Origin of the sequence: Sphingobacterium composti (genome assembly GCF_009829075.1) — a bacterium.
In the GTDB taxonomy this organism is placed as follows: domain Bacteria; phylum Bacteroidota; class Bacteroidia; order Sphingobacteriales; family Sphingobacteriaceae; genus Sphingobacterium; species Sphingobacterium composti.
Genome location: NZ_WUQZ01000010.1, coordinates 89,166 through 103,328, shown reverse-complemented (window position 1 = coordinate 103,328; position 14,163 = coordinate 89,166). Strand labels below are relative to the sequence as shown.

13 protein-coding genes are annotated in these 14,163 nt (G+C 33.6%); 6 read left to right on the top strand and 7 right to left on the bottom strand.

The annotated features are described in order from the left end of the window. Positions 1-176: 176 nt before the first annotated feature. From rplI to GOQ17_RS08870, 5 genes are all read right to left on the bottom strand, one after another. Positions 177-620: a 50S ribosomal protein L9 gene (gene rplI / locus GOQ17_RS08890; RefSeq protein ID WP_159636978.1), complete on the bottom strand. Its 444-nt coding sequence runs from the start codon at positions 618-620 to the stop codon at positions 177-179. 14 nt (positions 621-634) lie between these two features. Beyond that, positions 635-898 (bottom strand): 30S ribosomal protein S18, encoded by a 264-nt coding sequence (rpsR, locus tag GOQ17_RS08885; protein ID WP_149915452.1) that lies wholly within the window; start codon positions 896-898, stop codon positions 635-637. After that, positions 898-1,266: a 30S ribosomal protein S6 gene (gene rpsF, locus GOQ17_RS08880; RefSeq protein ID WP_159636977.1), complete on the bottom strand. Its 369-nt coding sequence runs from the start codon at positions 1,264-1,266 to the stop codon at positions 898-900. The genes rpsR and rpsF overlap by 1 nt, the downstream gene beginning before the upstream one ends. Positions 1,267-1,423: 157 nt before the next feature. Next, entirely contained in the window at positions 1,424-2,179 is a 756-nt protein-coding gene (locus GOQ17_RS08875; RefSeq protein WP_159636976.1) for a GIN domain-containing protein, read from the bottom strand. Between the two features lie 30 nt (positions 2,180-2,209). Continuing rightward, positions 2,210-3,148, bottom strand: coding sequence for a hypothetical protein (locus GOQ17_RS08870; protein ID WP_159636975.1), 939 nt, complete (start codon positions 3,146-3,148; stop codon positions 2,210-2,212). An 81-nt stretch (positions 3,149-3,229) separates the two neighbouring features. Between GOQ17_RS08870 and GOQ17_RS08865 the strand changes: the two genes are divergently transcribed. From GOQ17_RS08865 to GOQ17_RS08845, 5 genes are all read left to right on the top strand, one after another. Continuing rightward, entirely contained in the window at positions 3,230-3,790 is a 561-nt protein-coding gene (locus GOQ17_RS08865) for a Crp/Fnr family transcriptional regulator (protein WP_159636974.1), read from the top strand. Between the two features lie 83 nt (positions 3,791-3,873). After that, the gene (locus GOQ17_RS08860; RefSeq protein ID WP_159636973.1) at positions 3,874-5,262 is read left to right on the top strand and encodes a TolC family protein; all 1,389 of its coding nucleotides are present in this window, start codon (positions 3,874-3,876) and stop codon (positions 5,260-5,262) included. Between the two features lie 2 nt (positions 5,263-5,264). Then, on the top strand, positions 5,265-6,227 hold the full coding sequence (locus GOQ17_RS08855; RefSeq protein WP_159636972.1) for an HlyD family secretion protein: 963 nt from the start codon (positions 5,265-5,267) through the stop codon (positions 6,225-6,227). 7 nt (positions 6,228-6,234) lie between these two features. Next, positions 6,235-7,401 (top strand): ABC transporter permease, encoded by a 1,167-nt coding sequence (locus GOQ17_RS08850; protein WP_159636970.1) that lies wholly within the window; start codon positions 6,235-6,237, stop codon positions 7,399-7,401. Between the two features lie 199 nt (positions 7,402-7,600). Continuing rightward, entirely contained in the window at positions 7,601-9,646 is a 2,046-nt protein-coding gene (locus GOQ17_RS08845; RefSeq protein ID WP_159636969.1) for a tetratricopeptide repeat-containing sensor histidine kinase, read from the top strand. Between the two features lie 75 nt (positions 9,647-9,721). Here GOQ17_RS08845 and GOQ17_RS08840 read toward each other — a convergent pair whose 3' ends face one another. After that, positions 9,722-10,234, bottom strand: a complete 513-nt coding sequence (locus GOQ17_RS08840) for an OmpA family protein (RefSeq protein WP_159636968.1) — start codon at positions 10,232-10,234, stop codon at positions 9,722-9,724. Between the two features lie 45 nt (positions 10,235-10,279). Further along, a complete protein-coding gene (locus tag GOQ17_RS08835) occupies positions 10,280-12,454 on the bottom strand; it encodes a glucoamylase family protein (RefSeq protein WP_159636967.1) in 2,175 nt (724 codons plus the stop codon). Between the two features lie 208 nt (positions 12,455-12,662). Between GOQ17_RS08835 and mnmE the strand changes: the two genes are divergently transcribed. After that, complete coding sequence (gene mnmE, locus GOQ17_RS08830) at positions 12,663-14,042, top strand: tRNA uridine-5-carboxymethylaminomethyl(34) synthesis GTPase MnmE (RefSeq protein WP_159636966.1); 1,380 nt, start codon at positions 12,663-12,665, stop codon at positions 14,040-14,042. The last annotated feature ends 121 nt before the right edge of the window (positions 14,043-14,163 follow it).

The following is a 14,163-nucleotide window of genomic DNA, read 5'->3' as shown; positions in this document are numbered from 1 at the left end:
GGCTATAAGCTCAAAAATCAATTTAACCGACTTCGTGAACATTGAAAATAAATTAGCGAAACAAGGTAAAATCATGAATAATGCTGTTTCTTCTTTCATATATATGAGAAACTAGCCAAAGTCAAGAAAGGAGATAACCATGGGTTATCTCCTTTATATTTTGAGTGAATAAATAATTATTCAGCTACAACTTCGAAAGGAACTTGAACTTTCACTTCTTTGTGTAAGTTTAAGTTTGCGATGTATTCACCTACAGATTTAGGCTCTACTTCGAAAGTGATACGGCGACGGTCAACGTCATAACCTTGAGCTTTCAATGCATCAGCAATTTGGATGCTATTTACTTTACCAAAGATTTTACCAGACTCACCAGCTTTAGCACCGATAGATAACTTAACGTTTTCTAATTTAGCAGCTAATTCAGTAGCATCTTTCTTGATTTTCTCTTGTTTGAACTGAGCTTGTTTGATGTTCTCAGCCAACACTTTTTTAGCAGATGAAGTTGCTAATGTAGCAAATCCTTGAGGAATTAAGTAGTTACGACCGTAACCTGGTTTTACTACTACGATATCGTCTTTCTCACCAAGGTGCTTAACATCTTGTTTTAATATAATTTCCATTTATCGTATCCTCCTTATTTTAATGAATCAGCTACGTAAGGTAATAAGCCTACGATACGCGCACGTTTCACAGCTTGAGCAACTTTACGTTGGAATTTCAATGATGTACCAGTAAGACGACGAGGTAAGATTTTACCTTGATCGTTAACGAATTTCATTAAGAAGTTAGCATCTTTATAATCGATATATTTGATACCATTCTTTTTGAAACGACAGTATTTTTTACGGTTGTCCTCTACTTTAGGAGCAGTCACGTATTGGATGTTTTCCTTTGACATTATTTTGCTACCTCCTCAGTTTTAGTTTCAGCTTTCTTGTTGAATGCACCGCTACGTTTTTTCTCGCTGTAAGCAATTGCATGCTTATCTAAAGCGATAGTCATAAAACGCATAACACGCTCATCACGCTTGTATTCAAGCTCTAATTTTTTAATTAATTCACCTGGAGCCTTGAATTCAGTTAAGTGATAAAATCCAGTAGATTTTTTCTGGATTGGATACGCTAATTTTTTCAAACCCCAATTATCTTCAGCGATAATTTCGGCTCCGCCTTCTGTTAAGATGTTTTTGAATTTAGCAATTGCCTCTTTCGCAGCATCTTCTGAAAGCAACGGGGTAAGAATGATTACAGATTCGTACTGTTGCATTGTTTAAATAATTATGTTAATTTAAATTTTCCGTACATACGGAAGTGCAAAAGTAGATAAAAAATATTATTTATCAAATAGTTTTTGTAATACTTAAGCCAAATATTTCAATGATGCTAAATATCTAGACGACAAATTATACCAAATATTTAGTTAATTATGTCCCTTTTATCAATTTACCACTTGAAGAAGTTTTATTTTGAAGTATTTCTGCTGGCTCTTTTTCGTAAGTAATGTTTGCCGAAGAAGAAAGAATACTACTCAATGTTTGGGCTGTCATAATGTTTAATTTAGCAGAAGAACTGCCTTCACACACTAAGTTACGAACTGATGCTTGCGTTAAATCAAGTTTAGCTGAAGAACTCATTTTTATATTAGAATCTTCAATTTTTCCAGCTAAGAATATTTTTGCTGAACTAGAAGCAGTGATCATAAGTTTTGATACATCTATATGGGCATCGAAGTTTGCAGAAGAACTAATTTGAATGTCTAAGTCTTTTGCTTTAATATGACGGGCGTTAATTTTTCCTGAAGAGGTCGATACGATTGATACGGATTCTGATGATATAGGAGAATCAACTGCTAGTCTTGCGCTTGAAGAGGCTTTTAAATATTTTAGTTTAGAATTGGAATAAACGGTTATTTTATTCTGTTTTAGACTGTTTATCTTGGTATTAGGTTTGTATTGAATAGTCAAAACTCCATTTTCGACTTCGGTCATTATTAATGCAATATGATTTTTGTTTGCACAATCAATTACAATTTCATTTTTGTTGGATTCAATATACGATACATTCAAGTTTGTGGCTACTGAAATGCCTTGATGTGCACCTATTTGGCGAGTTTCGGTATGTTGGGCTTGAAAGGAAGAGAATAAAAGGAAGGCTAAAATACTTGCGAATACAGTTTTCATAATTTAAAATTTACATGTAAGTTAATACAATTATTTGATTTCGTCAATTTCTTGAGCTAGAGTCATTAGCTTCTGTTTGAGTAAATAAATCTGTGATTCCAATTGGTCGTACATATCTGCGCGATTTTCCAAATCATCGACTGTGTATTTTCCACCTTTACCAAAATATAGGTCAGCTATGTCTTTTGAATTTTCATCAATTTGTCCAAATTGGGACCATTTGTCAATAATATCTTTTCGTAAAGAGTTTTTATTAATGTCTTCCGAATTGAGATAATACCATATAAAAGATGGAAAAAGCTTGGAAACGGCTGGTCCTTCCCAGATGTCTTGAAGAATATTTCGTTCATGATAAAAGTCAATTTTTCGTTTATTGAACAACATCGTCAGACCTAATCCTGCCTCAGCTATACCCGTACTAATCCCTACAGCATTGCTTGCTTTATCATTCTTAATGACACCTCCTGTCAAAATCGCTCCAGTAGCACCTAACACAATAGCGCCTATCGTTAATTTTGATTCTTGAGTCCCTTGTTTTTCGGATATATAATGTGCAATTTGACTTACGCGCTCTTCCTCGCAATCCAATTCAGAAGACACAGCAGATATTACTAATGAGGCATTATTTATTTGATGGTCTATAGCCTGTTTGAGTTCAAGTATTTTTAGTCGATTTTCAATGTTTTCTTCCGAGCTTTGGGAGGTTTTTAATTCTGCATACGCATTCAAATAGTCTATTATCCCGATAGTATTCGCAATATGCAAGCTAGGTGCTGATATTGAATTTTGTATTTTGGTATGTATATACAATTCATTTAAAGGCTTTGGAAAGTCTGCTGTGCTGTAACTATATAGATTCTGCTGATTACATTTGCTTGCTGCCAATTGTTTGCTTATTTCAACATCTTTAATGGAAGCACATGAAGCACAAAATAATATTAAACAATAGATTAGTGTTGTTAATTTCATAAAGCTAGTGTTTTCTTTACAGTAAATGTAATATTATATCTTTCAATTTCTTTACTTCTCTTTTGATTTATATATTTGTTTATGACTTTAATCGAGCATTTCAAAAATCTGTACAATATTGATGAAGATTTGGAAATTTTCTTTGATTCTATCAGCGAAACAAAGGAATATGCAAAGGGAGAATTGATTTTTGAGCCGAATAGTTACTTAAAGCATATTTATTTTATAGAATCTGGATTCACACGCGTTTTTTATTACAAAAATCGGAAAGACATAACGCACTATTTTTTTGGCGAAAACACATTTAGCACAGGTATTGAGAGTGTTTTTTACCAAAAGCCGAGTTTGTTTGGTTTTCAAGCATTAGCTCCATGCAGAATAACACTGTTGCCTTTTACGCCTATCCGAGAGCTAGCTAATAAAAGCATTACGATGAATCATATTATCGAAAAAATCCTTTTGGATAATCTAATCTCATTTTCTAAACGATTCTACAATAGCCAATTTGAGACAGCGCATGAGCGCTATGAGTCCTTACTTAAAGAGAATCCTTCATTGCTTCAAAATGCTACATTGGGACATATTGCGTCCTATCTGGGAGTATCTCAGCAGACACTTTCTGTAATACGATGTATGAAGTAATTTCATTTTTTAAGATATCTGAAAAGTTTAAAGGTAAGGAAGATCTAGTTTTGCACTGTCAATAGAGATAATTTAACTTTGAAATGAAAAGAAATTACCTTACTTACGGTTTTATAATGTTATCAAATATGTTGTTTTTCAACGAATTGATGGCGCAAGACCAATTAAAACTATTTACTAAAACGGTAGAATCTGCTGTCAGCTACAACAAAAGTTTCCAAAATGCGGTTTTGGAAAACAAGAAAGTGGCTTTAGATAGGGAAGAGGTGCAAGGTAAATTATTGCCAAAAGTTTCCTTGAATGCGCTTTATGGTTATGTAAATAGCGGCATGGACTTGGATTTGCCTACCCAACAATTGCCTATTACGGCTATCAACCTTTTTGAAGGTTCGACCAAAGCTAATATTTCTACCCAATTATTTGCAACGGGAGTGACTGCTACGCAGGTAATCTTCAGTGGATTGCAAATTACGAATGGACAAAAGGCTTTAGAGCAAAAATATAATGCACAAAAGTTGATGACTGAAGCCAGTTACGACCAATTGGCACAAGAAATTGTGACTTCTTTTGACCAATTAATGTTGCTTAAGGAAGTAAATTTGCTAATCAATGATTCGGAAAAACGTTTGAATAAAGAACACTTGAAAGTGATTAAAGCTATCGAAAACGGTGTTGCCATTCCTTACGACCGTGATAAGATTAAGTTGGCGATGTTAGAATTGGAAAGCAAACGTGCTGAGGTGCAAAGCAATCGTGAACTGTTATACTACAAATTGGAAGAACTGACTGGTTTGCCAATGGACGAGTTGCAAGCGATTTCATATTCTTTGCAAGAAATTGTGCTTGATGATAGCGCTACTCAGATGAATCGTAAAGAATTACAAGCTTTGGAAGCTTCGCAAAAGGCATATGAATTTGTCTTGAAAAAGGAAAAAGGGGCTCAATTGCCGATGCTATTTGCTTTTGGTAATGCTTCTTACCTGAATGCTTTCAATTCGAATGCGACGATTAAAGATGTGCCACAATTGGGGGATTTGAAATTAAAATCCAATCATTTGCAATTGGCTCCAGCTTTTGCGGTTGGTGTAGGAATGAAATGGAATATTTTTGAAGGAAAATCGCATAAAGCTGCAGTCGAAAAAGCAAAATTGGATTTACAAATCAACGATAACAAGTTGGCTGATACCAAAGAAAAATTAAGCTTATTGCAACGCAAAACAAAATCTGATTATGATTTAGCGATGAAAAAAGTTTCTGTAAATCAACAACAAATGATTATCGCTAAGAATAATCTAAACTTAGCTTCTCGTCAATTTGAAGAAGGATTGCAAGATGTGACTGAAAGATTAGAAGCTGAAAATGAGTATTACAAACAATCATTAAGTTACTACAATCAAATATTAAGTCAGCGTACTGCTGCAACAGAAGTATTAAAAGCAAACGGAAATTTATATCAAACCATCGTTAGATAATTATGAAAAATATAGCATATATAATAGGTTTAGCTTTTTTGGTGCAAAGTTGTTCATCAGATAAAGTTGAAAAAGGTATAGAAGGTAAAGTAGAAAGAGAGCAATTGTCGGTAACGACTAAAATACCGGGTAAAATCCAAAAAATATTGGTTGAAGAAGGACAGTTGGTACACAAAGGGGATACCTTGATTATATTGGAATTGCCAGAAGTGGATGCGAAAGCTATACAAGCGCAAGGTGCTTTAGAAGCTGCGCAAGCGCAATATGATATGGCTGTTCGTGGTGCTACTGATGGTCAAATGAAACAATTGCTTGCCAAAGTGGATGGTTTGAAAGAACAATTTGATTTTGCACAAAAATCTTTAGATAGAATGCGCAACTTATTGCAAGATTCATTGGTGTCACAACAAAAATATGATGAAGTCTATGCAAAATATCAAGGTGCAAAAAACCAATATTTAGCTGCGCAAGCTGAAATTGCAGATATTCAGCATGGTGCACGTATCGAGCAACAAAAAATGGCTTTGGGGCAAAAAGAACGAGCAATAGGCGCTGTAACAGAAGTGAATGTAGCGGCTAAAGAACGTTATATCATCGCGCCACAAGATATGTCTATCGAAACGATAAACTTGAAAGTTGGGGAATTGGCATTGGCTGGTTATAGCTTGGCTTCAGGGTATATTACTGAAGGAACTTATTTCCGTGTAACAGTTCCAGAAAGCAAAGTGAAAGAGTTTCAAAAAGGAGCTGTAAAAACGTTGCGTGTGCCTTATTTGGACAACAAACAATTACAAGCGAAAGTAGAAACTATCCGTACATTGACTTCTTATGCGAATATTAATACGGCTTATCCTGATTTCGAACAACAAGAAGCGATGTTTGAAGTGCGTTTGAAACCTGTTAATCCTGCTGAAAGCAACGATTTATTGACTAAATCTACTTTTGTAGTAGAACAATCTAAATAAGGAGATTATGAAGAATTTTTTGAGTTTAGTCAAAAGAGAGTTTCAATTATTCTTTCAGAATAAGGTATTGGTCATGCTTTTTCTGGGAGCTCCTATACTGTATGGTGTTCTCGTAGGCTCGGTGTACGAAAAAGGAACTGTGACGCATATTCCGATTGTGGTTGTCGATGAAGACCAAACACCACTTTCTAGACAGCTAATCGATATGTTTAATGAGAATGAGGTTATTTATGTAGCTTCAATTTTGCATGATAATTTCAAATCTCGTGAAGAGGCTTTGCGCAAGCAAGCAACTGTAGTGGTAAATATTCCAAAGAATTTTTCGTCAGATATCAACTATAATCGCACGACAGAAGTGACCATGTTTGTGAATACATCCAATACCGTGACGTCGAATTATGCAATGATGGCGGTAAATGTCTGTGCTGGTACATTGAAAGCGGGTATTCAGATTAAAGCTTTAGAGAAAAAAGGCGTACCATCTTATGTAGCATCTCAACAATATGAGCCTTTCAAAACGACGATTATTAAGGAAAACTTCCGTTCAGGAAACTATCTTTATTTCATGCTTCCTGGTGTATTATTGACGGTTTTCCAACAAGTGATGATGTTAGGATTGGCATTGAGCTTTGCTTCAGAATTTGAAAAAGGTACGTTTAATGAGCTTATTGCTAAGTCATCCAATGTATTGGAATTATTGCTTGTGAAAATCACACCGTATCTATTGATGTCGGTATTAATTTATGCTTTATACTATGGTTATTCTTTATGGTACAGGATGCCGTTACATATTGAAGGTTTTGCTTTCTGGGGAAGTTCGTTATTGTTTTTGTTGGCGGTAGGATTTTTGGGTATATTATTCAGTATCGCGATTCCAAATCAATTGAAAGCAACTGAAATCTTAATGGTGGTAGCAACTCCTTCATTTATCTTGAGTGGTTTTACTTGGCCATTGAGTCAAATGCCAGCTTGGGTGGTAAGCATTGCGAATTGTATTCCACTGACTCATTATTTGCAGATATTCAGAACACTCGTTATCGAGCGCGGAACAGCAGATATGGTTTCGCATTCAATTTGGGGATTGGCTATTATTGCTATTGTGACGTTTATAGCTTCCGTCGGCTTGCTACAATGGAAGATTAGTAAAGAGAAGAAAGAAAGTCTTGCGAAATAAAATAGAAGAGGATTAAGCAATAGCTTAATCCTTTTTTATAAACAGTATAGTATTATGCTTTTTGGAAAATTTTATTCATAAGGGTGTAAAAATATTCTATTTCTCTGGTTATTTAACAATTACGATAATAATATCAAATAGTATTTTAAAATTAAATATTATTTTTTACCTTTAAGGTTATAAAAACCTGTCCTTACCTATGAAATTGTTAAAAACGCTTTTAGGAACGTTTTTCGTTTTTTTTGTATTTGTTAATTTCAACTTTGCTCATCCTATTTCTAAAGAATTAGCTCAATTTAATGATTCATTGAATCTCTTAATCGACAAAGAAAAAGATTACAAAAAGTTACGAATCTACATTACAGATTTACTTAATAAAAATTATTTAACAAATAGGGCTTTTGTAATAGAGTATATAGAGAATCACGTATTAGAAAACCCGAACTATATGCGGGATACTGTATTCTATGCGAATACAATCAATACATACGCTATTTGTTTTTTAGATAGTGATTTAGATAAAGCCATTGAATTTGCAAAAAGAGGCATTAATTATATCGGTGAGAGTAATAATCCCGAAATATTAGAGAAAGTTGCTTTACTAAGTAGTAATCTTGCAAATGCATATGCAGCACTCGGGCATCACAACAGTAGACTTAAAGTGTATGCTGATATACACCCTATAATTCTCAAAACTAAAAATGCACAAATAATTCGTCATCACAATTTTAAATTAGGTGGTGTTTATTACCAGTTTAATGAATTGGACAAAGCATTATCACACTTGCGTAAAGGTATTTTTGTAGAAGAAGATTTTAATTGGCATCCGAATTTTGCAGGGATGGGCGAAACTTTAATAGCCTCTGTGTATTTTAAGAAAAATGAAATTGATAGCGTAAAAAAATATATCTACATAGCAGATCGAATAAAGCGAAGTGAGCTACCAGTAGCTTACAAGTCTAGAATTAATAGTTTAATAGGTTTGACCGCTGCTTCTGAAGGTGACTTTACAGAAGCATTTAAACGCATAGAAGAGTCATATAAAATTGCTTTGGTTGGTAAGGATACTTCTGAGCTTATGTTTAGCGAATACATTAAAGGGAGGGCATTTGCATATAAAAATGATTATAGTTCTGCTATTAAAATATATAATGATGTGTTGGACCGATATGTACATCCAGATTTGGATCATTACAAAAATTATATTTTAATGAGTTTGATTGCTGCTTATAAAGCTACAAATCAACAGTTGAAAGCCTATGAAACATATGATAGGTTGTTGCGGTTTTTTGATCATCAAAAGTTAAGTAATCAGCAGTTATATGCAGTTGAACTTAGCTATAATATGAAATTCAATGAGAAATTGGCAGAAATTGATCGATTAAAGGTTAGCAATGAAAAGGCGGAAATTACGAAACAGCGTAATCAAGTATTTATTGGTGGATTGTGCATGTTACTGTTGTTTGTTTTGGTTGTGTTATTTTTAATACTAAAAGCACAGAAGCGTAACAAAATTTTGGCTAAGCAGGAACTTGATCTTTTGGAAGTTAAGTTGGAAGAAGAAAAGAATAATCGTGTCATCGATGAAATGACACTTCTTAAACAAGTAGAAGATAGAGAGCGCAATAGAATTGCTACGGATTTACATGATAGCATTGGTGGACTATTATCTTCTATCAAAATCGCTTTATTTAGTTATCAAGAATCTGCAAAATTGAATGCTAACGAAACGCAACATACAAATCGTATTTTGGATTATATCGATGATACAAAACAAGAATTAAACCGTATAGTATATAACCTTACGCCTTTAATCGTCGAAAAGTTTGGATTACTAGAAGCGATAAAGCAGTATACTAAGAAAATTCAAACTGATCAGCTAAATATTAATCTTCAATTGATTAGTATTCCGACGAATATTATTATGGAGGACGAAATTACTCTTTATCGAATAATTCAAGAAGTGTTGCACAATATCGTGAAGCATGCAATTGCCAAAAATATATTATTACAAATTCAAACAGATTATACTTCGGGTATGGTTATTATATCTATTGAGGATGATGGTCAAGGAATGAATGTTCATGAAGCCATGACGAAAGGCGGGTTGGGTATGAAGAGTATGTATTCTCGGGTTCAAAATTTAAAAGGATCTATCACTATTGAATCCAATAAAGATGTAGGAACGACAGTTTATATTAATTGTTTTCCTAAATCTATTAAGGAAAATGTGTTGATTTCTTAAAAGCACTTAAATTTGACGGTTGCCAATTAAAAATGGCTCAATTATTAATTGAGCCATTTTTAATTGAATATACCTCTAATTCAAAATTATAATTTCAACGCGTCTATTCTTTTGACGACCTTCTGCTGTTTTATTGTCAGCAATAGGATTATTTGGGCCTAAACCTTTTGTCGTAATTCTAGAGGCTGTAATACCTGCGTCTTCCAAAAATTTTTTAACAGAAGCTGCGCGCTTCTCCGATAACCACACATTATAATTTACTTCTCCTGTAGCATCAGTATGTCCGTCTACTCGGATTTTTTTATCTGACTGTGTACGCAATATTCTGGTAAGTTTATCTAATTCAGCTTTAGCTTTATCAGTCAAATAAGAAGAGTTAGAAGGAAAAAGCACATCTGAAGATAGTGAGAATTTAATACCTTCATCCGTACGAGTAGCATCGTTAAAGTCTCCTTTGACATTCTTCAATCCATCATCAGTTCCGTCTTTACTCACTACAGCTCCAGGAAGAACCGTCAATTGTTGTTGTTTACAAGAATTTAATGACATCAAACCCGCTAATACGGAGAATACTAGTATTTTTTTCATATAAATGTAACTTAAGTATATTGCTAATATAAAGATTTTAAATTATTATTTTTTATTTCCGAATAAGGCTTCTCTTTTAGATTTTAGTTCAGGAATCTTATCATACAAATCCCAAATCAGCCCTGTTTTAGCATTTTCAATCATTACTGCTATAGCTGCTTGATTTGCTGAGTTATATTCATCTGAAACATCGTCATTCTGCAAATCCAACCATGACCTGAAACCATATTCTGTAAATAGAATATTGCCATATTGTTTATATAAGCTTATAATAGATTTTGTACCTATTGATTTATCGATGCTAATAGACGAAGGACCAATAGCAGGATTAATTCTATACCCAGATACGCTATCATTACTTTTGTAAAAACCCCAAATATCGCTATTACTTGCGCCTAAACCTATTTCATTGTCTCGACGTTTTACATAATGTAAATAATTTTGTAATGCTTTACCCCAGTTTGTTAATGAATCGTTTATGCTTTCGGGACGAATAGTCAAAAATGGTTCATATAAATCTAATAAACTGCGATTCAATTTACCAAAAGGTAAATCTAAACCATATGCAACATGAGAATTTAAAACGGAAATCTGAACAGTAGTATCTACTTTATGAGTTGTTTTTAAAGCATGGAATTCATCTTCCGTAATTGTTTCATTATAAAAATACGGGTTTATAGATTGCGTAGTATCTTGCTTTATAGTTTCAAATTTGCTGTACACGGCATTAAAATATGTCGAACTTGTAATAGCAAATTTTGATTCACCAATAGCTAACAAATATGTGTTAATTGCATTTTCCAAACCACTTAAAGGCAAATTTTTGCTGTCGTTTTCTTCTAATAATGCCAATTTTGATTTCAAAAGATCATTATTGTCAAGTAACGATGACCAATCTACTTGTTGATAAATCTGCGTAATGCGTTTACGTAAATCGTTCTCTGTCTCATTATTTTCATTAAAGAACTCTCTGGCGATAAGTAGGGCTTCGATAATAGAGCCAGTAGCTTGTACATCATAAATCGCTTTATCACTTCTGTATTCTGGTACACCTTTTCTTGCATCATAATAAGCTGGAAAAATTCCATTTTTGGTTTGTGATTTTAGCAAGAAAAAGGCAATTTTCGAAATTCTATTTAATGCTGTTTGACGTTTTACAAAATCATTTTTAACACCTACAACTAATGATAATATAGCTCCTGCAGTTTCTTTTGTTGACACAATAACTTTATTTTTTGACCTAAATGGCATATACATACCGCTATTGATATCAAAATTTTCAACAAAATAGTTCACATTAGCCAATTGTACCAATCGAATAATTTCTTCATCTTTCATTGGTTTAGTTTCGACTTCTTTGACCGTAGAAGCAGGTGATTCTTTGTAATTGAAATCCATCCACGTCACTTTGTAATAATACTTTTGCCCGATCAAAGGAACTATATCCAAGCATGATTGCATATGAATTGGCCTTATGCTGACAGGTTGAAACTCCTTTCCGTCTTCTGATCTATAAATTTTTATATAACGTATACTTGGTGTTAAGGGCAATTGCCAACTCAAATGGACAGCTTTATCATACCCCTTGGCTTCGCTTAATATTGCAGCAGATTGCAAAGGGATTTCAGAATATTTAATTGGTAAAAACTCTATCTGATCAATAAAAATATGATGATAATGAGTTGAAGCTGTATGTTGTGCAAATCCAATACCCAAAATAGGAGCTTGTTTATTTGTTATTCTAAAATTTTTTACTGGAATTTTCAGATGAATCCACTTATTATATTCTATTGCTGTAATAAATTTTTCCAACGAAAGAGTGTCAGAAGCATAGTGTTGATGTCTAATAAACAATTTGGGCAAATCTTTCAAGGTTGTATTGGTTGATTTGATGTTAATTCTAATACTCAATACATCCGAATCATCGACAGTATAATTATACTTTTGTCTGCTATAATTGACGGAAGTTTCCCAAAATCCACCTTTTGATGAAAGATATTTTAAAGACAATGAATTCCCTGGCGTGAAAAATAGAGTATCAGACACCAAAAGATGTTTATTAACGTTTTCTACCCAGCTATCACCCGTATACAAAACTTTACTTTTTGCATACGCTCCTCGAACTATACTATTGTCAAAAATAACCTCTGGATAGGTGTCAGCAAGTAAAATAGCGGGTAATAAGGATATGAAGAAAAATAGTTTTTTTACAAAATTCATATTCAATTGGATAATACTGATGAACAAAAATATATAAATCAAATGTATTTGATTGTAAAGACCTTGTTAAGTTTAAATAATATAATGTTTTTCAATAAAGAAATCCGTGTAACAATTGTGCCAATTCTTCATATTATACATTTTATTGTCTTGCTAATACATTATTTATCGATGATTGAAGTAATTAAAAATTTCTAACTTTGCGATTATGTCAATGAGCACATCCAATTCACAAGATACTATCATAGCATTAGCTACTTCTCAAGGAGCGCAAGGTGCTATAGCAGTCATTCGTATATCAGGAACAGAAGCGATTACAATAGTTAATTCGGTATTTAAAGGTAAGGATTTAACAAAACAGTCTTCACATACTATTCATTTTGGAACTATACGAGAAGGAGAAGAAATTATAGATGAGGTTTTAGTATCGCTGTTTATTGGACCAAATTCATATACCAAAGAAAATTCGGTGGAAATCTCTACTCATAATTCCAAATATATAATAGAGCGAGTAATCAATCTATTAATTCGAAAAGGAGCGCGTGGAGCGAGACCTGGTGAATTTACATTGCGTGCATTTTTGAATGGTGGTCTTGATCTTTCACAGGCAGAAGCAGTAGCTGACTTGATCGCGTCAAATTCAGCAGCGTCACATCAAATTGCTATGCAGCAGATGCGTGGTGGTTTCTCCAATCAATTGAAGAAACTACGTGAAGATTTAGTTCATTTCGCTTCTCTAATAGAATTAGAATTAGACTTTGCTGAAGAAGATGTAGAGTTTGCTAATCGTGATCAACTGAAGAGTCTTATTAAGCAGATTTACAATGTTATACAGCGTTTGATTCAGTCTTTTGAACAAGGAAATGTGCTTAAAAATGGTGTTCCGGTAGTAATCGCTGGAAAGCCAAATGTTGGTAAATCAACTTTATTGAATGCCTTATTAAACGAAGAACGTGCAATAGTATCCGACATCGCAGGTACCACTCGTGATACTATAGAGGATGAAATCAATATTAAAGGTGTAACATTTCGATTTATTGATACTGCTGGTATTCGCCAGACTGAAGATGTAATCGAAGCAAAAGGAGTGGAACGTACCCTTGAGAAGATGAAGCAAGCTCGTTTGATTGTGTATCTTTTCGATCCGACTCAAGATTCTATAGCTGATGTTCAGTCTCAAATTGAAGAAGTAAAAGAATTGAATATTCCTTTTGTGACGATAATCAATAAGTCTGATCTAATTAGTGAAGAGCAACGTGCATCTTATGCTGTCCTAAATCCTTTGTATATATCCGCAAAAGAACAAATCGGAATAGAAGAGCTGAAAGATGAATTATTAAATCAAGTGAATCTATCGAATATCAATACGGACGACGTAATGGTCACAAACATACGTCACGTTGAAGCACTTCAACATACACAAACTGCTTTGGAAAAGGTGCTATACGGAATAGACAATCCCGTAACTTCAGATTTCCTAGCCATGGACATCCGCCAAGCTTTACATCACCTTGGCGAAATTACAGGGACAGTTACAACAGATGATTTATTGGAGAATATATTCTCTAAGTTTTGTATCGGAAAGTAACCTATAAAAACAACTAAACAACAAAATGTATTAAAACACTCATAAGCTCCTAATTAGGGGCTTTTTTAGATTGAAGAATCTATTTCTAACGGGATATCTCATGATTCATATTCCCTTATTA